The 20,303-nt window shown below is 43.2% G+C and carries 19 protein-coding genes; 15 read left to right on the forward strand and 4 right to left on the reverse strand.

The annotated features are described in order from the left end of the window. The first annotated feature begins 96 nt into the window (after positions 1-96). From ACOOEY_RS02565 to ACOOEY_RS02620, 12 genes are all read left to right on the forward strand, one after another. On the forward strand, positions 97-927 hold the full coding sequence (locus tag ACOOEY_RS02565; RefSeq protein ID WP_420387109.1) for an outer membrane protein assembly factor BamD: 831 nt from the start codon (positions 97-99) through the stop codon (positions 925-927). 1 nt (position 928) lies between these two features. After that, complete coding sequence (locus ACOOEY_RS02570; RefSeq protein ID WP_420387110.1) at positions 929-1,255, forward strand: DNA-directed RNA polymerase subunit omega; 327 nt, start codon at positions 929-931, stop codon at positions 1,253-1,255. 6 nt (positions 1,256-1,261) lie between these two features. Continuing rightward, complete coding sequence (gene coaBC / locus ACOOEY_RS02575) at positions 1,262-2,458, forward strand: bifunctional phosphopantothenoylcysteine decarboxylase/phosphopantothenate--cysteine ligase CoaBC (protein ID WP_420387111.1); 1,197 nt, start codon at positions 1,262-1,264, stop codon at positions 2,456-2,458. Then, a complete protein-coding gene (locus ACOOEY_RS02580; RefSeq protein WP_420387112.1) occupies positions 2,445-3,347 on the forward strand; it encodes a DUF4835 family protein in 903 nt (300 codons plus the stop codon). Before coaBC ends, ACOOEY_RS02580 begins: the two co-directional genes overlap by 14 nt. A gap of 37 nt (positions 3,348-3,384) precedes the next feature. Continuing rightward, positions 3,385-5,040, forward strand: a complete 1,656-nt coding sequence (gene recN / locus ACOOEY_RS02585) for a DNA repair protein RecN (RefSeq protein ID WP_420387113.1) — start codon at positions 3,385-3,387, stop codon at positions 5,038-5,040. A gap of 134 nt (positions 5,041-5,174) precedes the next feature. Beyond that, the gene (locus tag ACOOEY_RS02590) at positions 5,175-5,522 is read left to right on the forward strand and encodes a hypothetical protein (RefSeq protein WP_420387114.1); all 348 of its coding nucleotides are present in this window, start codon (positions 5,175-5,177) and stop codon (positions 5,520-5,522) included. A gap of 41 nt (positions 5,523-5,563) precedes the next feature. Continuing rightward, on the forward strand, positions 5,564-9,841 hold the full coding sequence (locus ACOOEY_RS02595; protein ID WP_420387115.1) for a CusA/CzcA family heavy metal efflux RND transporter: 4,278 nt from the start codon (positions 5,564-5,566) through the stop codon (positions 9,839-9,841). Positions 9,842-9,844: 3 nt separating this feature from the next. Continuing rightward, on the forward strand, positions 9,845-10,918 hold the full coding sequence (locus ACOOEY_RS02600; RefSeq protein ID WP_420387116.1) for an efflux RND transporter periplasmic adaptor subunit: 1,074 nt from the start codon (positions 9,845-9,847) through the stop codon (positions 10,916-10,918). A 75-nt stretch (positions 10,919-10,993) separates the two neighbouring features. Then, positions 10,994-11,809, forward strand: coding sequence for an enoyl-ACP reductase FabI (locus ACOOEY_RS02605; protein ID WP_420387117.1), 816 nt, complete (start codon positions 10,994-10,996; stop codon positions 11,807-11,809). Positions 11,810-11,872: 63 nt separating this feature from the next. After that, positions 11,873-12,688: a 4-(cytidine 5'-diphospho)-2-C-methyl-D-erythritol kinase gene (ispE, locus tag ACOOEY_RS02610; protein ID WP_420387118.1), complete on the forward strand. Its 816-nt coding sequence runs from the start codon at positions 11,873-11,875 to the stop codon at positions 12,686-12,688. Positions 12,689-12,779: 91 nt separating this feature from the next. After that, positions 12,780-13,520, forward strand: a complete 741-nt coding sequence (locus tag ACOOEY_RS02615) for a M23 family metallopeptidase (RefSeq protein ID WP_420387119.1) — start codon at positions 12,780-12,782, stop codon at positions 13,518-13,520. After that, complete coding sequence (locus tag ACOOEY_RS02620) at positions 13,520-14,299, forward strand: M23 family metallopeptidase (protein ID WP_420387120.1); 780 nt, start codon at positions 13,520-13,522, stop codon at positions 14,297-14,299. Before ACOOEY_RS02615 ends, ACOOEY_RS02620 begins: the two co-directional genes overlap by 1 nt. On the opposite strand, the gene ACOOEY_RS02625 is transcribed toward ACOOEY_RS02620, so the two are convergent. From ACOOEY_RS02625 to tgt, 3 genes are read right to left on the reverse strand one after another with little or no spacing between them, the layout of a single operon-like run. Further along, on the reverse strand, positions 14,293-15,213 hold the full coding sequence (locus tag ACOOEY_RS02625) for a DMT family transporter (protein WP_420387121.1): 921 nt from the start codon (positions 15,211-15,213) through the stop codon (positions 14,293-14,295). The genes ACOOEY_RS02620 and ACOOEY_RS02625 overlap by 7 nt on opposite strands. Beyond that, a complete protein-coding gene (locus ACOOEY_RS02630) occupies positions 15,213-16,295 on the reverse strand; it encodes an LptF/LptG family permease (RefSeq protein WP_420387122.1) in 1,083 nt (360 codons plus the stop codon). The genes ACOOEY_RS02625 and ACOOEY_RS02630 overlap by 1 nt, the downstream gene beginning before the upstream one ends. Beyond that, positions 16,292-17,422 (reverse strand): tRNA guanosine(34) transglycosylase Tgt, encoded by a 1,131-nt coding sequence (tgt, locus tag ACOOEY_RS02635; RefSeq protein WP_420387123.1) that lies wholly within the window; start codon positions 17,420-17,422, stop codon positions 16,292-16,294. The genes ACOOEY_RS02630 and tgt overlap by 4 nt, the downstream gene beginning before the upstream one ends. A 50-nt stretch (positions 17,423-17,472) precedes the next feature. Here tgt and ACOOEY_RS02640 point away from each other — a divergent pair, with 50 nt between their 5' ends. The 3 genes from ACOOEY_RS02640 to rsmG are packed head-to-tail and all read left to right on the forward strand — an operon-like array spanning position 17,473 to position 19,866. Next, on the forward strand, positions 17,473-18,594 hold the full coding sequence (locus tag ACOOEY_RS02640) for a glycosyltransferase (RefSeq protein WP_420387124.1): 1,122 nt from the start codon (positions 17,473-17,475) through the stop codon (positions 18,592-18,594). Then, positions 18,585-19,193: an RNA polymerase sigma factor gene (locus ACOOEY_RS02645; RefSeq protein ID WP_420387125.1), complete on the forward strand. Its 609-nt coding sequence runs from the start codon at positions 18,585-18,587 to the stop codon at positions 19,191-19,193. Before ACOOEY_RS02640 ends, ACOOEY_RS02645 begins: the two co-directional genes overlap by 10 nt. A 43-nt stretch (positions 19,194-19,236) precedes the next feature. After that, complete coding sequence (gene rsmG, locus ACOOEY_RS02650; protein ID WP_420387126.1) at positions 19,237-19,866, forward strand: 16S rRNA (guanine(527)-N(7))-methyltransferase RsmG; 630 nt, start codon at positions 19,237-19,239, stop codon at positions 19,864-19,866. On the opposite strand, the gene ACOOEY_RS02655 is transcribed toward rsmG, so the two are convergent. Beyond that, positions 19,863-20,243: a hypothetical protein gene (locus ACOOEY_RS02655; protein WP_420387127.1), complete on the reverse strand. Its 381-nt coding sequence runs from the start codon at positions 20,241-20,243 to the stop codon at positions 19,863-19,865. The genes rsmG and ACOOEY_RS02655 overlap by 4 nt on opposite strands. Positions 20,244-20,303: the final 60 nt, after the last annotated feature.

Genomic DNA, 20,303 nt, shown 5'->3' on the forward strand with positions numbered 1-20,303 from the left:
AGGTTAATCTTCAGACAAATAGCCAGATTTGAAAATGCTTCTCATTAGTTTTGAATAATTGGAAATGTCTACCATAACTGGTAATTTTGCAGGCTCATGAAAAAGACCCCTCTTTTATTATTGTTTTTAGCAATCCTTACTCTGTACACCAGCTGTAGCAACACACTTGGTAAACTGGAGCGCTCGAACGACTATGAGGAATTGTATAATGGTGCAATTGCCTATTACGAGAGAGGTAAATATGAAAAGGCTAAAATACTCTTCGAGCGTATTTATCCTTTCTACCGCGGTTCAGAGCAAGCTGAAAAAATCAGATACTACTGGGCCTATTGTGAGTATTACCAGGGTTTTTACCAATTATCTGCCTATCAATTCAAGGAGTTCTATCAGACCTTTGGAAGAAGTCAGATGGCGGAAGAAGCCCAGTATATGGAGGCTTATTCATTGTTCCTGGATTCACCAGATCCGGATCTTGATCAGGCCAGTTCTGAGCAGGCCGTGATTGCCATGCAGAACTTCCTGAACCGTTACCCTGCCTCGCAGTACTACCAAAGAGCCAATGAAATCATTGATGAGCTACAGGTTAGATTCGAAACAAAAGCCTATTCAACCGCTAAGCTTTATTACAGATTAACCACCGGCTTATCTTATAAAACTTATCTTGAAGCAGCTTTAGTTACCTTTGAAGCTTTCAAGGACGACTACCCTGACTCTAAATACAATGAGGAGTTACTATATTTGAGTGTTGAAACCAGTTACAAACTGGCTGATAACAGTATTCCAGATAAGAAAAAGGAACGATTCGATAAGACTATCGATTTATATAAAGAATTTACTGAAAAGTATCCTGCCAGTGAATACATGAATAAGGCAGAAGATTACTATCAGCAAACAGTGAAAGAATTAAACAAACTGAAAATAGACTAAAATGGCAGCAAGTCCATCAATTATTACCAGAGATACTGACAAGATCGCTCAGCCTACCGGCAACATTTATCAGTCAGTGGCTATTATCTCAAAGAGAGCTAAGCAGATTGCAGCAACCATGAAGGAAGAACTAAATGGTAAATTGGCTGAGTTTGCTTCTACTGTAGATAATCTTGAAGAGATTTTCGAAAACAGAGAGCAAATTGAAATTTCTAAATTCTACGAAAGAATGCCTAAGCCTACAGCCATGGCTATCGAAGAGTTTTTAAATGGTGAAATCTACCATAGATTCAAAGAAGCAGAAGAAGCAGCTGAGGCTGAACAATAAGCTTTCATGTTGAAAGGAAAGAAGATACTGGTCGGAGTATCCGGCAGCATAGCAGCCTACAAGGCTGCTATTTTCGTTAGGCTCCTGGTGAAAGAAGGTGCTGAAGTCAAAGTAATTATGACCGAAGCAGCCAAAGACTTCATCACTCCCCTAACCCTTTCAACCCTATCCAAAAATCCGGCACTGTCCAGCTTTACCAAAGGCAATGATGGTGAATGGAATAATCATGTAGAGTTAGGACTTTGGGCCGATGTTTTTGTCATAGCTCCGGCCAGCGCCAACACCATTGGTAAAATGGCCAATGGACTATGTGATAACCTCTTATTGGCTACTTATCTCTCTGCCCGTTGTCCTGTCTTTTTTGCACCAGCTATGGACCTGGACATGTATCAGCATAATGCCGTGAAAGCCAATATCAAAAAACTGGAAAGTTTTGGCAACCGACTGATAGAAGCAAGACATGGTGAGCTTGCCAGTGGACTGATAGGTCAGGGCCGAATGGCTGAACCTGAAGAGCTGGTAGATTATCTGCATGATTTCTTCAATGAGGATAAGCCCTTTGCCGGTAAGAAAATACTCATCACCGCAGGTCCGACCTACGAAGCGATAGACCCTGTGCGCTTTGTGGGCAATTATAGCTCTGGTAAAATGGGCTATGCTCTGGCAGAAGAGGCTGCCAACTTAGGAGCTGAAGTCACACTGGTATCCGGACCAACTCATCTCAACATAGAACACCCTTCCATTCAATTAATCAGAGTGAAAAGTGGTAAGGAGATGTTCGAAGCCTGTGAAAAGGTTTACACACAAACTGATATCAATATCTTCGCAGCTGCAGTAGCTGATTATGCTCCAAGTGCACCAGCCACTCAAAAGATCAAGAAAACTGAAGATCAGTTTAAGATCGAAATGGCCAAAACCATTGACATTGCCAAAACCCTGGGAGCCAAGAAGTCAAACCATCAATTCAACGTTGGTTTTGCCCTGGAAACCAACAATGAAGAAGAAAATGCCAAGGGTAAAATCAAGAGTAAGAATTTCGATCTCATTGTTTTGAATTCGCTTCAGGATTCAGGCGCAGGCTTTGGTCATGACACCAACAAGATCGCACTCATTGACAAAGCCAATAATATTCAACATTTTGAGTTAAAGTCTAAAAAAGAAGTTGCTAAAGACATCATCCACAGCATTCTTGAAAAAATATAGTCTAACGCTCTTTTTACTATTCTTCAACCTTTTCCTCCTGAAAGGGCAAGAGCTTAATTTCACTGTTAATATTAATGCGCAGGTAGTACAGACTACCGAAAGAGCTATTTTCGATGAGATGAAAACGGCTTTCGAGCGTTTTCTCAACGACACCAAATGGACCAATGATCAATTCAGGAACAATGAAAAGATCAAAGCCAACTTGCTGCTAACCATTCAGGACCAGCCCAGTATTGGCCAGTTTACCGCCAATGCGCAGGTTCAGGTAGTTCGACCTGTTTACGGTACGACTTATGAGACCTTGCTTCTCAACTTTGCCGACAGAGACTGGGAATTCCAGTTCACCCAATCGCAACCCTTGCAGTTCAATGAGAATAACTTCACCAATAATATTACTTCCCTCCTGGCCTTTTACGCCTATGTAGCCCTGGGTATTGACTATGACTCCTTCAGCCCATTAGGTGGCACATCCTTTTACCAGACAGCTTTGAACATTGTGAACAATGCCCAAAACTCTGGTGCCGTGGGTTGGGGTCAGTTTCAAAACAGAAGAAACCGCTACTGGCTTATTGAAAACCTGATGAGCAATGGACAATATGAACCGGTACGTCAGGCTATTTATGATTACCACCTCAATGGCTTAGATATTTTTCAGTCAGAACCAGAAAGTGCCCGTCAGAATATACTGGATGCACTAAAAGAGATTCAAAAAGTCAACTCCGTACTGCCTAACTCCATCCTTATTATTTCCTTTCTTGACGCTAAAAGTGATGAGTTGGTCAATATCTTTTCTCAGGGTGATGTGAGACTCAGAAGAGAGGTCTATAACGAGCTTTTGAAGCTCGACCCCACCAACAGAGCCCGCTATCAGAAAATCGTACAGAACTAGTATTGTTTTGAGCAGGCTGAATTGATACTTTTGCTCAATGCTCAGCAATCTTTCCATAGAGAACTACGCCCTGATAAGACAACTACGAATCAAGCCTGTCTCTTCCTTGAATATTATCACCGGAGAAACCGGTGCCGGAAAGTCAATCATGCTTGGCGCACTTGGCTTGCTGTTGGGAAAAAGAGCTGAAACCAAGGTAGTCTTTGACGAAAGCAGAAAGTGCATTATTGAAGGAGTCTTTGATGTCAAGGCCTATGAAATGAAGGCACTTTTCGAAGCATACGATCTGGACTATGAAAATGAATGCATTATCAGACGAGAGATTAGCGCCAACGGAAAATCACGAGCTTTCATTAATGATACCCCTACCACCCTTGATGCGCTCAAGGCCATTGGCCTGAGATTAATGGACATTCACTCGCAGCACGAAACCCTTGCGCTGGGAAACAACATCTATCAGCTTCAGATACTTGATATTATCGCGGGCAATAAGTCATTGCTTGAAGCCTATCAGCAGGCCTATTCAGCATTTAGGGAGAAACAAAGAATACACCAGGACCTGATTGAGGAAGGCACTCAAATCAGTAAGGAAGCCGACTACAATCAGTTTCTCTTCGAGGAACTGGACAAGGCTCAATTACAAAATGGGGAGCAGGAAGAACTGGAAGAAGAATTGTCGCGCCTTGAGCATGCAGAAGAGATCAAAACTAAGCTGAATGAAGCCCTGATGATTTCTGACCAGTCGGAATTCAATGCTTCTTCCATGATTCAGGAGCTTAAATCTATCCTGAGCTCAATCAGCAGCTATGGAAAAAACTATGACAACCTTCGTGAGAGACTCGAAAGTTTGCAGATAGAGCTCAAAGACATTGTGAATGAACTGGAAACAGAAGATGGCAAAGTTGAAGTAGACCCACAAAGAACCATTGAATGTCAGGACAGACTCAACCTCATTTACAAACTTCAACAAAAGCATCAGGTTTCTTCTATTGAAGAGCTACTGGTGATCTACGATGATCTGGGTGGCAAGGTGCTTCGGGTAAGTAACCTGGACGAGGCCATTGAAGAAGCGGCCAAGGCTGAAGCTGAAGCTTTGAAGAAAGCCAAAGATCTGGCCATTAAACTCAGTGAAAGCAGAATTTCAGTCACCAAAAAATTCAGCAGCTCGGTCTGTGAATTACTGGCAGAGTTGGGCATGCCGAACGCCACAGTAGAAGTAAAAAGAACAGAAACAGCCCTTAACTCCAATGGTTGCGACAGTATCGACATACTGTTTTCAGCTAACAAGGGAATAGCCCCGAGTCCCCTGAAACAAGCCGCTTCCGGAGGTGAATTCTCCAGACTCATGTTTGCTATCAAGTATATTTTAGCGGATAAGACTGCACTTCCTACTATTGTATTTGATGAAATTGATACGGGTATTTCTGGTGAGATTGCCATTAAAATGGCCCAGATGATGCAGAAGATGGCTTCTAATCACCAGGTTATTACCATCACCCACCTACCCCAGATCGCAGCAAAAGGAGCAGCCCATTACTTCGTCTTTAAAGACGAAAGCACCAGTACTACCAGTAGCCAGATTAAACTGCTCAGTGCTGAAGATCGTGTGAGGGAAATTGCAGAAATGATCGGTGGTAAAAATCCATCCAGTACAGCCTTCGACTCGGCTAAAGAACTTATTGGTAGTCGTTAATGATTGCATAAGCCCATTTTCAAGCCGATTATCAAAACGTAACAAAAGTACCGTTATCGTTTTATTTCTTTTTCTATATTTACGCCATGCGTAATGCAGGGAAAATATTTATTGCTTTTGCAACATTTATAGTAATGCTTCATAGCATTACCCCTCATCAGCATCATCAGGTTTCTAAAAGCTATGACCATAGCATTGCTGAAGTACAGAACGACAGCAATCTGGTTAACTGGCTACAGTTCATTTTTCATCCCGATTTAGGTGAAGATCATTTGGAAAAATTCCAGAATGAAAACCCATTGGAACTGTCTATGCCAGACATGGCCTTCATGGCCACCCTATTACTCTTTACTCCTGATCAGGAAGAAGAGCCAGAGCATAACACTCCTTACACATTCTCTCTTAAGGATAGTGAATACCTCCGTTTGCAACAGCAGCGAGGTCCCCCGTATTGGTGTAGAATTCCGTCCATGGGGCTATAACCCCATTTCTTATCGATTAATTGATTTAATCCATTCACACCATGTTCAAAAAAATAATTCACGTTTCTGTTGAACAGAAATTTATAGTATTCCTGTTGGTCATTGCCATTGCCGTAGGTGGTATTTTCTCCCTAAAGCAATTGCCAATTGATGCCGTACCGGACATCACCAACAACCAGGTGCAGGTAGTCACCACGTCACCTACCCTTGCACCCCAGGAAGTTGAGCAATTGATCACCTTCCCCATAGAAATCAGCGTAGCCAATATTCCACGGGTTACGGAAATCAGATCCATTTCCAGATACGGACTGTCAGTGGTTACCATCGTTTTCGAAGATGGCATGTCACAGCTCGATGCCAGGCAATTCGTTCAGGAACAATTAAAACTGGCAGCAGAAGAAATTCCTCCCGGCCTGGGTTCCCCTGAGCTTATGCCCATCACAACCGGCCTTGGTGAAATCTATCAGTATATACTCGCTGTAGAGCCCGAATATGAAGATCAGTACAGCACAATGGAGCTGCGAACCATTCAGGACTGGATCGTCAAAAGGCAAATGAGCGGTATTCCGGGCATTATTGAAATCAGCAGCTTCGGTGGCTACCTCAAACAGTATGAAGTATCCATTGACCCTCTGATTCTCAGGAGCTTCGATCTGACCTTGTCTGACGTTTTCGATGCATTGGAAAAGAACAACCAGAACAGTGGTGGTAGCTATATCGAGAAAAGCACTAATGCCTATTACATCCGTTCAGAAGGAAGAATTGACAACCTCGATGACCTGAACAACATCATTGTCAAACATCAGGGTAGTAATCCTGTGCTCATCAGAGACATTGCTGAGGTTAAATGGGGCAGCCCGAAGCGCTATGGTGCCATGACCAAAGACGGAAAAGGTGAAGCTGTTGGGGGTATTGCTCTGATGCTGAAAGGCGCCAACTCTTCAGAGGCCATTGCCAATGTGCATGAAAGAATAGAAAGGATACAAAGCAGTCTGCCGGAGGGTGTTTCTATTGAGCCTTATCTGGACAGATCTAACCTGGTAGGGCGCGCGATTGATACCGTGAGCAAAAACCTCATTGAAGGTGGTCTGATTGTTATTTTCGTACTGCTCCTCTTATTAGGCAACTGGAGAGCGGGACTCATTGTGGCTTCAGTCATTCCCCTATCTATGCTGTTTGCCTTTATTCTCATGAATCTCTTTGGGGTATCGGCCAACCTGATGTCTCTGGGAGCCATAGACTTCGGTATAGTGGTAGATGGGGCCGTAATTATTGTTGAGAATGCCCTGCATGTAATCTATGTGGGTTATGTAGGCAAACAGCTTACTCAACTCGAAATGGATGATATTGTCAAGAAGTCATCTGCCAAAATCTATCAGTCAGCTGCATTTGGGGTGCTCATTATTCTGGTCGTATTTCTACCCGTGATTACCCTCACCGGAGTGGAAGGCAAGATGTTTAAGCCCATGGCACTCACCGTAAGTTTTGCCTTGCTGGGAGCCATGATACTCTCGCTGACTTATGTACCTATGATGACCAGTCTTTTCCTTAAGAAAAAGATATCGGCTCATAATACGCTTTCCGACAAACTGGTCAACTGGATGAGGAATAAGTATCGCCCTGCTCTGAGGTCTGCCCTACAATGGCCAAAGATGCTTTTGAGTATTGTAGTAGCTGCCTTCCTGGCATGTGCTGTACTACTGAGTACTTTGGGTGCAGAGTTTATTCCAACGCTGGAAGAAGGTGACCTGGCCATGCAAATGGCTATTCCTCCGGGAAGTTCACTCCAACAAAGTATCAAAACAGCCAATCAGGCAGAGACCATTTTGAAACACAACTTCCCTGAAGTGAAGCATGTGGTTTCCAAAATTGGTACGTCCGAAGTACCAACTGACCCAATGGCTATTGAAGATGCGGATATCATGATCATTCTGAAAGATAAATCAGAGTGGACCACGGCTACAGACCGGGAAGAACTGGTGAATATGATGAAAGAAAAGCTCGAAGCTATTCCGGGTGCATCATTTGAATTCACCCAACCCATACAGCTTCGATTCAATGAATTAATGACCGGTGCCAAGACAGATATTGCCATCAAGATCTTCGGTGAGGACGTGAACGAGCTGGCTCGTCTGGCTCAGGAGGTGGCAGACCTTACGGAAAATATCGAAGGAGCTGCCGATGTCAAAGTAGAGCAAACCGCAGGCTTAACACAGCTTGTCATCGACATTAAAAGGGAAAAGCTGGCGCAATACAATGTGTCTATTGATGCAGTTAACCAGGTAGTGAGAACAGCCTTTGCAGGTGAGAAAGCAGGTGTGGTTTTCGAAAATGAAAAGAAGTTCGATCTGGTAGTGCGATACAATGATGCTAACCGAGGTTCACTTGATCTCAACAAGCTCTATGTAACCAGTATGGAAGGAGAGTTAATCCCACTTCATGAACTGGCTGACAGAAAGATTGTAGAAGGCCCCATGCAAATTACCCGTGAGAACGCTCAGCGAAGAATTACCATTGGGGTGAACATCAGAAACAGGGATATTGCCAGCCTGGTCTCGGAAATTGAAGAAACCATCAATGCCAACATCGACTTCCCTGCCGGCTACTATGTTGTATATGGTGGGCAGTTTGAAAACCTGGAAGCAGCTCAAAAAAGGTTGAGCATTGCAGTGCCGGCTGCACTATTGATGATTTTCGTACTCCTGTATTTCACTTTCAAATCGGTAAAGTATGCAGCCCTTATTTTTTCCGCAGTTCCCATGTCAACCATCGGTGGTATTCTGGCCTTATGGATTCGTGGAATGCCTTTCAGTATATCAGCAGGTATTGGTTTTATCGCCTTGTTTGGTGTGGCTGTACTCAACGGCATTGTATTGATCTCTCACTACAATCAGTTGAGAAAAGAAGGCCACAACTCCATCGATGAGGTGGTTATTGAAGGCAGTTTAGCCCGACTCAGACCCGTATTGATGACGGCAGCCGTGGCCGCCTTTGGCTTCTTACCCATGGCCATCTCAGTGACAGCGGGTGCTGAAGTACAAAAACCATTAGCAACAGTAGTAATTGGAGGTTTGATCTCCTCTACTCTGCTTACCTTATTCATTTTACCAAACCTGTATGTCATGTTCAATAAGAAAACACTGACCAAAGCAGCCGGTATACTGATCATGTTCCTGGCATTTGGTTCACTCAATGCACAGGAAAGAGCTGTCAGCATGGATGACGTTGTAGAAATGGCAAAAGCCAATCATGCCAACTTCAAAAACCTACCCATTGCCCTGGAACAGAGTAAGAGCCGTGAAAAGGCTACCTTCCAGCTGGGCAGCACTTCATTCGACTACACCTATGGTGAAATCAATGAAGATGTAAATGACTGGCAATGGCAGTTTGATCAGAGCTTAGGCAATCTTTTCCATATGAGCGCGGCCAGAAAGGCGGCTGAAGCTGGAACTGACTTTGTTCAGTCAGAACAATTGCTTCAAGAACAGTTTATGATTTCGCAGGTGAAGAGCCTGTGGTTTAAGTGGTACTTTGCCGAACAGAGCCTTGAGCAAATCAATGAATGGCTACCTGAGTTACAGGAAATCAACAATACACTCAAGCAGGCAAGAGCTGCAGGTGAGTTAAATCTTAAGGATCAGTTTAGTGTAGAAAGCATAGTACTTAGTCTGAGCAAACAACAGTTGAAAGCCTCTATGACACGAGAAAGTGCCCTGGCTGAACTGAGTAAATGGTGTGGTGAACCGATCAACGGAGTACCACAAGCCATCCCTTCAACGGATTGGTTGAACCATACTTCCGATTCCATTTCTACACTTTTCACACAAAGTCAGCAGGCTGAATTGCAATGGATGGAGCTTCAAATTAAGGAAGCCAAAGCACAGTATGCTCCTGAGTTCCGGGTGGGTTATTTTCAGCAGAGAATTGTTAACCTGACAGGTTTGCAAGGCTTTAAAGCCGGTATCAGCATGCCCTTGTTCTCAAGTGCACCTAAGCAAACAGCCAAGATTCGAAGTCTTGAGGTAGAAAAGCGTAGAAACGAGCAACAACAGCTTCTTTTCGATTATGAACAGAAAATCAGAGAGCTCAACAAAAATAAAATTCATTTGCAAAATGCCCTGGACTTTATCCCGGGTAATGATCAAATGAATGAAAACTGGCAGGGGTTAAAAACCCTTCTCAGTAGTGGTGAAATCAATGCATTCGAATGGTCTCAGCTGGTGAATAATCACCTCGGCTATTTCGATCAGAAAATATCAATCTATCAGGAGTTAGCGGCTATACAGCTTCAACTCGAATTCCTAACAGAAAAAAATTAAATCATGAAAAGACTTTCTATACTCCTAACCCTAAGCGCCTTTGTTTGGCTGGGTTGCTCAGATCAGCCAGCGAATACTGAATCTGTTCAAGAAACGACTGGCGAACAGCCGGTAACACAAAACATTCCGGTGGGCAACCTTCAGGTGAAACCACTCATTGAAACTGTGACGGCAACAGGTATTATTGATGTTCCGCCTATGGAGCGTAAAGTAATGCATAGCTACATTGCTGCTAATCTTGTATACCTGGATGTCATTCAGGGTGAGGCGGTAAAAAAAGGACAGGTACTGGCTAAACTAAGTCACCCAAACCTGATTGTTCTTCAGCAACAGCTCATGGAAGAGAAAATAGAGATCGATTTCCAAACCAAAGAGCTGAAACGTAAGAAAAGCCTGATTGCTTCCAATGCTACTTCTGAAAAGGAAATCAATGAGATTGAAAGAGCATTGAGCAAAGCCCAGGTCCGTTACAAAACACTTAGTTCTCAACTTGAGCTCATCGGTATTAGCCCTGACTATGTAGAGAAAAATGGACCGGTAAATGAAATATCCATTAAAGCTCCATTCGATGCTAAAGTGAGTAAGGTAATGGTGACTAATGGACAGTTTATCAATTCAGATCAACCCCTTTTAGAGTTATTGAATGAAGGCCATAAGCACCTGGAGCTCGATGTTTTCGCTAAGGATGCCAGCAAAATTGTAAAAGGCCAAAAAATAGAATTCAATCTCCCCGGTAGTGATCAGGTTTATACCGCTGAAGTCTACCTGATCAATCCTGATGTCTCTTCTAACAAACTGAGGGTACATGGTCATTTGGAAGATGAGTCGCTTCAACTGAAGATCGGCACCTTTATCGAGGCCAGAATTGTGATAGGAAGCGATGAAGTGGCACTGATTGAAAATGAGGAACTGATCAGAGAAAACAACACTTTCTACCTCTTTCAGCAAGATGGCGAAGCATTCAAAAAAGTAATGGTTTCAATCGGTAGAAGTAATGAAGAATACACTGAAGTACTCGGGGCCGAACAGTCAGATCAGTGGGTATTGAAGGGTAATTATTTCCTTCAGGAGTTTTAAGCAGCTTTACCAACTGATTAAAGGTTCAAATTCAAACCAAATACCTATTTTTGGAATCGAAAAAAGAACAAGCATATGTCACATAACCTATTGAAAGGAAAAAGAGGAATTATTTTTGGTGCACTTGATGAGCGTTCCATTGCCTGGAAAGTAGCTCAGGTTGCAAGTGCCGAAGGTGCTTCTTTTACCCTCACCAATGCCCCTATTGCTTTAAGAATGGGTACCATCAATAAACTGGCTGAAGAATGTAATGCTGAAGTCATTCCAGCTGATGCTACCTCAATTGAAGACCTGGAGAATCTATTCACCAAGTCGATGGAAGTATTGGGTGGTAAAATAGATTTCGTGCTACATTCGATTGGCATGAGTCCTAACGTTAGAAAAGGCCGCGACTATGGTGACCTTAACTACGACTGGTTGATGAAAACCCTTGACGTTTCTGCCATTTCATTCCATAAAGTAATGCAGACAGCCGAGAAACTGGACGCCATGAACGAATGGGGTTCCATTATGGGCTTGTCTTACATAGCTGCTCAGAGATCATTCCCTGACTATTCAGATATGGCTCAGGCCAAGGCTATGCTCGAGTCTATTGCCAGAAGTTATGGAGAAAGATTCGGCAGAATGAAGAATGTACGTGTTAACACCATCTCTCAGTCACCAACCATGACTACTGCCGGAACAGGTGTTGGCGGATTTGATGTTTTCTTCGACTATGCCGATAAGATGTCTCCGCTGGGTAATGCCAGTGCAGAGGATTGTGCCAAATACTGTGTCATGTTCTTCTCAGACTTCACCCGCATGGTGACCATGCAAAACCTGATGCACGATGGTGGTTTCTCATCATCAGGGATCACAGATCGTCTGATCGAAGATTTGAAGAAAGATTAATAATAGACTGAAAGGTGTCTTGAAAGCAATTCGTTGATTTCAAGGCACCTTTTTTAGATACACATGCTCGTTTTCCCCAACGCCAAAATCAACCTCGGGCTGCAAATCACTGAAAAGCTCAGCAACGGTTATCATGCTATCAATACCTGCATCTATCCCATCCCCCTTCAGGATGCATTGGAGTTTGTAGTAGCCAAAAAGAAAACGACATTCAATAGCTCAGGCTCATCTATTCCTTCAGATGGAAAAGACAACCTGGTACTTCGGGCTTATAAAATGCTCAAGAAGGACTTCCATCTCCCGGAAATAAATATTCACCTGCACAAGAATATTCCTATTGGCGCAGGTTTAGGCGGTGGATCTGCTGATGCTGCCTTCATGCTGAAGGCCCTCAACGAGTATTATCAGTTGTTTTTAGATGATAGCTTTCTGGAAGATTATGCAGCCCAACTAGGAAGCGACTGCCCTTTCTTTATACAGAACCTTCCAGCCATGGCAAGTGGCACCGGTACTGACTTGAAAGCATTTGACCTCGATCTCTCAGGACTTCATATGATACTGATTCATCCTGGCATCCACGTTTCCACGCAAGAAGCTTATGCCGGAGTCAATCCTCAGACTCCTGAATATGACCTGGAACAGTTGCTGAGCTCAAAGGACTTCGGTGCCTGGAGAGAACAACTTATCAATGATTTTGAAAGCTCAGTCTTTGAGAAACACCCACTACTCAAAGAGATAAAAGAAGAATTGTACCAACATGGCGCAGCATATGCTGCCATGAGCGGATCAGGTTCCAGTATCTTCGGGCTGTTTGAGACCAAACCGGAAGTGATTAAACCACTGAAGGATAAGTTCTTCTATCAAACTATGGCCCTTTAAGGCAATTATTCGTACTTTTCTGTTAGTGCGAAGTTTACTCATTTTTCTTTTTATCGGCCATTTCGCTTTCGGCCAGACGTCAGACTTCAACATGAAGATTTATGTTGAGGAAGATGAAAATGCTATCCGCTTACTTGGTGACAACTCTGAATACTTTCCTATTTCTGTTACCCTGCAAATCGACCTGAAGGGCACCAAACTGGAAAGTCCGTTGGAAGATTATTATGTCCTTCAGCCTAACAGCTCTGGCACTTTGCTGGCCACTATACCGAAACCGTCTGACAGATCATGGTCATATCGGTTCGCCTATAACTACAGCATGGGCAACGCACTTGCTGTTCATGACGACCAATATGCTTATCAGTTACCCTTCCCAAAAGGACAGTCCTACAGGCTCACCCAGGGCTATAACGGTCGCAGCACGCATCAGGGTCTGAATGCATTAGACTTTACCATGCCTGAAGGGGATACCATTACTGCTGCCCGTGAGGGCATTGTGGTTCGAATCAAGGAAGACTCCAATAGAGGTTGTCCTTCTTCTAACTGTGCCAATGATGGTAACTATGTAACCATCTTACACAGTGACGGCACAATGGCTGATTATGTGCACCTGCAAATGAATGGTGTGCTGGTAGAATTAGGAGACACTATTGAAAAAGGACAGGTAATTGCCCTTAATGGAGCCACTGGTTGGGCCTCTGGAGCGCATTTACATTTTGTAGTCTATTCAACCGGTAACCATGCGCAGAAGTCCATACAAGTCAGGTTTGAAACAGCTCCCGGTCGGATTGAATTTCTGGAGGAGAACACAACTTATTCAGCATTTCAGTAATGAAAACAAAAACGGGTTATATCATTCTTCTGATGTTCTTTACTCAACTAAGCGCATTAGCCCAGGTGTCTTTCTACAAAAAAACAGAAAACAGCAGATACCTCCTTTATGCCATCAGTAGCTCCTATGCTCCGGTTATGCTCAATGTGTCCCTGGACTCCCTGAAACTGGATGTAAGCAAGCTCATTCCCAGCAAAGGAGACACACTTCTTATGCTCGATCTTGATCAGGGATTCTGGACAGAGGAAACGGACATTAGCCCATGGGTATCAGCAGTTGTCAATTTAGGTGATCCCGATGCAAGAGCAGATAACTTCCTATATCAATTGCCTTTTGCGAATGGTTCATCTTTTGAATGCATTCAGGGTTTCAAAGGCAAGTTTTCTCATCGGTCAGAAGCATCAAAGTATGCGGTTGATTTTAAGATGCCCATTGGAACACCTATTCATGCCGCACGCGGTGGAGTGATCATCTTTACCAAAGAGGACAGTAATGAGGGAGGCAATAATCGGGATAAATACATCAACCAAGCCAATAAAATCATGATCCTGCATGAGGATGGTACCATAGGCAACTATGTTCACCTTAGGCAGAATGGCGTAGTGGTAGAAGAAGGAGATCAGGTAGAGACCGGTCAACTCATTGGCTACAGTGGCAATACGGGCTTCACTACAACTCCACACCTGCACTTTGTTGTCAGGGTTTTCAAAGATGCGACTAGAATCAGGTTCAAAGACATCAACGGCTCACCCAGAAAAGGACGTAATTATAGTCATTGAGATTGATTGGCCATCCTAGCTAAACGCCTTTTCTTAATCCTGCGAGCTATGGGGTAAGACAGTACTGCCGCGATGATCACCAAAGTGCCATAGTAGAATCCGTTACTCATCTGTTCTTCTTCGCCATAAATCAATAGGGCCAGAATAATTCCATAAACAGGTTCCAGGTTGATGGTCAGATTAACTGCAAAAGCAGAAATCCTTTTCATCAACTCTACGGATGCTGAGAAAGCAAAAACAGTACATACACCGGAAAGCAGCAATAAGAGTAACCAATCCCTTGATGTAGGCCACATATAGATACTATCCGAATGGGTAACGTAGGTCTTGTAAAATGGAATGAAAACAAGGAGCCCAATGGCCGCTGCTAACATTTCATAGAAGGTAATGCCGTAAGGAGGATATTTATGGGTAAACTGAGAGTTCAGCACAGAGAACACAGCTGCTAATAAGGCGGAAATAACCGCAACGGTTAATCCCGCAGCATGATTGAACTCAAACTTAAAGATAAGGTACAAGCCAAAGATCACCACCAAGCCCAGAATCACCTGAAAGGCCTGAATCTTCTGTCTTTTAAATAAAGGCTCAACCAGGCTTGTCCAGAAAGTAGTTGTAGCCATACCTGCCAGGCAAACGGATACCGTAGAAATGCGGGCAGCCTCAAAGAAGGTTACCCAGTGAGCTGCCACCACCAACCCGGTGAAAAATAATTGAATTATGGCTTTTCGGGGAAATTTGAAAGTTCTCGACTGGAAATACATGACCACGGATAGCACCAAAGCAGCTAAGCCTGTTCTGTATAACACCACATCTGTTGAATCAATACTGATTTCATTGCCTAGTATGGCAGTGAAGCCCCACAAAAATACGATGAAGTGAAGCTTCAAATAATCTTGAACGGTACCGGTTTCCATTATTTGGGCACGAAGCGATACAAAAGTACACCAATTGCACTAAATATTATATTGGGAATCCACACGGCCAGTAAAGGATTCGTAGAACCTGTTTCGGCATTGCTCTTGGCAGCGATAAAGAGGATGATATAGATAAAGGCAATAAAGAAACCCAGGGCAATCTGGAAGCCAACCCCTCCCCTTGTTTTTCTCGAAGAAAGAATCACTCCGATAAACGTGAGAATAATGGCTGAAAAAGGAGACATGAACCTGACGTACTTTTCAATAATATAGATGGGTACATTATCCGCCCCTTTCATTCTAAGATCGGCAATGTAATCGTTCAGTTCATTCAGCGTCAGGGTCTGTTCGAAACTATTGAGATTACCAAAGTCTGTTGGACTCATATTCAGTACCATGGTGGTATCTCTGTTCGGGCTGTAGACATATTTCTCCTTCATGTCTTCAAATTCCCTGTAGTTCCAGTTTTTAGCTACCCATGCCGTTTCAACCGAATCCCACTGAATCTGTCTGGCGGAGAATTTCCACTTTACTTCTGTGTCTTTCACTTCTTCTAATGTGAAGCGGTAGGCAATATTTCTTCGGGTATCATAAGAAGCCAGATAGGCATAAGTAGTTGGACTTACTTTAAAGTGTACATCTCGCTGAGAGAAATTAAACTCATTATCGAAGAACTTCTGCTCAAATGCGACTCTGAACTTATTAGCTTCCGGTATAATCCAGCCGGTAAAGGCAAAGCTGACAATGGCAATCACCACCGAACCAATAAAGAAAGGACGAAGCATTCTGGGGTAACTCACTCCTCCACTCAAAATGGCAATAATCTCCGTATGACTGGCCAGTTTAGACGTGACGAATACCGTGGCTATGAACACAGTAATCGGAGTAATCATATTGGCGATATAGGGTGCATAGGCCAGAAAGTACTCCAATATAAGTCCTGTGGGCACTTCATTTTTAATGAAGCTTTCGTTTCTTTCCGAGAAGGTGATGATCAGTACGATTGATACGAGAATGCCCACCACAAATAAGAATGTAGTGAGAAATTTGGTGAGAATATACCGATCGAGAATCCTCATCATAAGCGGGTAGTCACTTTTTTCACCATTTGGTTCTTCCAATCAACAAACGTGCCCTTCTGTATCTGTTCACGTGCTTCTTTCACTAACCATAAATAAAAACTCAGGTTATGAATAGAGGCAATCTGTGCCGCCAGAATTTCTTTACTGATGACCAGGTGTCTTAGATAAGCTTTTGTGTAGAAAGTATCAACATATCCGCCCAGATTCGGGTCAATTGGACTAAAGTCATCCTTCCACTTTTCATTTCTGATGTTAATGATTCCTTCTGAAGTGAAGAGCATTCCATTTCTGGCATTTCTGGTTGGCATCACACAGTCGAACATATCTACCCCGAGTGCTATGCATTCCAGAATGTTTTCTGGTGTTCCCACTCCCATCAGGTAACGGGGTTTGTCATGAGGAAGAATATCACAGACCACTTCGGTCTGTTCATACATCATTTCATGAGGCTCTCCCACTGACAGTCCACCAATGGCATTCCCTTCTCTTCCAAAAGAGGCAATAGTTTCGGCAGACTTGATTCTTAAATCCTTGTAGGTACTACCCTGTACAATGGGAAACAATGTCTGGTCATAGCCATACTTTCCTTCTGTCTCATCGAAACGGTCACAACATCTCTTTAGCCATCGGTGGGTCATTTCCATAGATTCACGGGCATAGCCGTACTCACATGGGTAAGGCGTACACTCATCAAATGCCATGATAATATCTGCACCTATGGTTCTTTGAATGTCCATCACATTCTCCGGAGTGAATATATGCTTCGAACCATCAATATGGGATTTGAAGGTTACTCCTTCTTCCTTGATCTTGCGTGTACCGGAAAGGGAATACACCTGATAACCTCCTGAATCGGTAAGAATGGGTTTCTTCCATCCATTGAATTGGTGCAATCCACCAGCCGCTTCGATGATATCGAGTCCTGGTCTCAGGTACAGGTGATAGGTATTACCCAGAATAATCTGAGCCTGAACATCGTCATGCAATTCTCTTTGGTGAACCGCTTTAACCGTACCTGCCGTTCCTACCGGCATAAAAATGGGTGTTTGAATATCACCGTGGGCGGTACTCACAACCCCTGCTCTGGCCTTCGACCCCTTATCTTCTGCGACTAGCTTAAAATCCATTACTTGATTTGAAGCCACAAAAATAGCAGTATTGCTTAATTCTATTTTCTTTGGCACTTATTGTTTTCGGCATGAGCCCCATTCTTATTGTTTTTCTTGTGCTTTTGATCATTCAGGTGGGCTTCTTTTCCATTCTCGGAGGGAAGATATTGGCACAACGAAATACAAGCAATAAGGAGAACAACCAGCCGGGAGTCTCCGTCATCATAGCTGCCAGAAACGAATCAAAGCATCTGGACACCTTGCTTGAAAAGTTGGTGAAACAGGATTATGTAGACTTTGAGGTGATTATCGCTAATGACAGGTCTGAAGACAACTCCCAGGACATTTTAGAAAGATGGTCGAAGAAGTATACTAATATCCGCTATATCCAAATCGAAGAATTAACCGATGGCTGGACGGGTAAAAAGCATGCACTATACCGGGCCATCAACATAGCACAAAAAGAAATCCTCTTATTGACAGATGCAGACTGCCTCCCTCGTTCCTCCAGGTGGATAAGCCATATGGTCAAACCTTTTCAATCTGATAATGACATTGTACTGGGTTACTCTCCTTACCTGAAGACAAAGGGTTGGCTCAATCGCTTCGTTCAGTTCGAAACACTGTGGGTAGCATTGCAATACCTGGGCTTCTCATCGATAGGCAAAGCTTACATGGGAGTTGGTCGGAACATGGCCATCCGTAGAAGTTCCTATGACCTGGATTATCTGGAAAGCATCAAAGACCTGGAGGGTGGAGATGATGACCTGATGATCTCCCATCTAGCTACCAAATGTAGAATAACTACTCAGTTACATCCAGATTCCTATACCCTTTCTCATGCCAAAAAAACATTGAAATCTTACTTCAAACAGAAAATCAGACACTTGGCAGTAGGAAAACGCTACCGAAAAAAAGACCAAACGCTTTTGGGAATTTTTACGTTATCTTACGTGGTCGGGTGGGGTTTATTGATTTACCTGTTAATTTCAGGAGCAAATCTAAAACTGGTTTTGGTATTTTTTGGAATAAGGAGTTTAATCGTTTATTTCATTTTAAACCGATTGGGTCGGAAACTTAGCACAGATATAGAATTTTGGGCACTTCCTTTTTTAGATCTTTGTTATTGTTTTTATTATCCCTTGGTAGCCACCAAAGCATTGGCAACGAAGCAAGTTGAATGGAAGTAGGAAAGCAGTTCTCTAAGAAAGCACTAGAAGATTTTAAGTTAATTGATGCAGCCGTCTCTGGGTTAGACGAACAGGCATATGCCGATCTGATGAAGCGGTATAAGAAGCCTGTTTATCATATGATTCTCAAAATGGTGAGAAATGTAGACGATGCCGAAGACCTTACCATTGAGGCCTTTGCCAAAGCTTTCAAGAACCTGCACAAATTCAAAAAGGACTTTACCTTCTCTACCTGGTTATTCCGAATTGCTACCAACAACACCATTGACTTTATCAGGAAGAAGCGATTGGATACCATGAGCCTGAACACTTCATTCAAAGATGATAATGGTGAGGCCGTTACCATTGATGTGCAAGACCGCAACCTGAATCCTCAGGAAGAAGCCATCAAAGCCCAGAAGATTGATCTGGTTCGTATGTTCGTGAATAAGCTTCCTGCCAAATATCAGCGTCTGGTAAAACTGCGCTACTTCGATGAACTTAGCTATGATGAGATTGCCAAAGAGCTCGATGCACCTTTGGGTACTGTAAAAGCTCAGCTACACCGAGCCAGAGAACTTATGTACGATCTGGTTAAAAATAAGAAAGAGCATATTTAAGCTTCCGACTTCATAATCACTGCTTCCTGTCTATCTTTGCTTCATGAAAAACCTGCTCAGGTACTTTCCCGAACTCAGCGAAAAACAAAAAGAGCAATTCAGTCAATTGCCAGATCTCTATGCCGAATGGAATGACAAGATCAATGTTGTCTCCCGAAAGGATATAGAAAACCTGATGGAAAGGCATGTGATTCACTCTCTGGGCATTGCCAAGGTACAGACGTTCAAACCTGGGACTGAAGTGCTTGATGTAGGTACTGGTGGTGGCTTTCCGGGGATCCCATTGGCCATTCTCTTCCCTGATAGCCATTTTCATCTGGTAGATAGTATCGGTAAGAAAATCAAAGTGGTGAATGAAGTGGCCAGCACCATCGGACTAACAAACCTGAAAGGTGAGCATATTCGTGCCGAGCAGGTTAAGGGAGAATACCACTTTGTGGTAAGTCGTGCGGTAACCCGTTTGGTTAATTTTTATCCCTGGGTAAAAGATAAGTTCAAAAAGCAGTCAAATCACCAACACAAAAACGGTATCCTCTATCTTAAAGGAGGTGACCTGGCCGAAGAACTCAAGGAGTCAAAATTAAAGCGCATAAAGTCTTATGCGCTTTCCAATTATTTCGATGAAGAATTCTTCGAGACAAAGCAGGTAATCTATGTACCTGCACAAGGCTAAAATTCTTCTTCTGCCCTTCTCTTCGCAGTAAAGGTTAAGATACAGTATACGCCCAGTAAGGTTCCTATTGGTATATTAATCAGAGAGATTACTCCATAGACCAAGGCAGGTACGTTAGCCCAGCTTCTTTGGTTCACAAGCCCGATACCAATGATAATTCGGGGGATGAAGAAGATAATGGCGATACCCCATAAGAAAGAGCTAATGAGGTCAAATATCCACAGCGCATCCTGATCGAAACCCGGATCGTCCTGTGCCATTCCAAGGAAGAAGCCCATAAATTGGTCGTAAAATAATAGCATTAACAGGCCTAAAGCACTGAAGACAATGAATATGACTCCGATTACTTTTTTGTGTACTGGATCTGAGAAGTTCATGGCTTTTTCTTTTCAATATAAAAAAAGCCACGCTTACACGTGGCTTTTTGATCGGCAGTA

This window comes from Roseivirga sp., from assembly GCF_965216855.1.
GTDB lineage: Bacteria > Bacteroidota > Bacteroidia > Cytophagales > Cyclobacteriaceae > Roseivirga.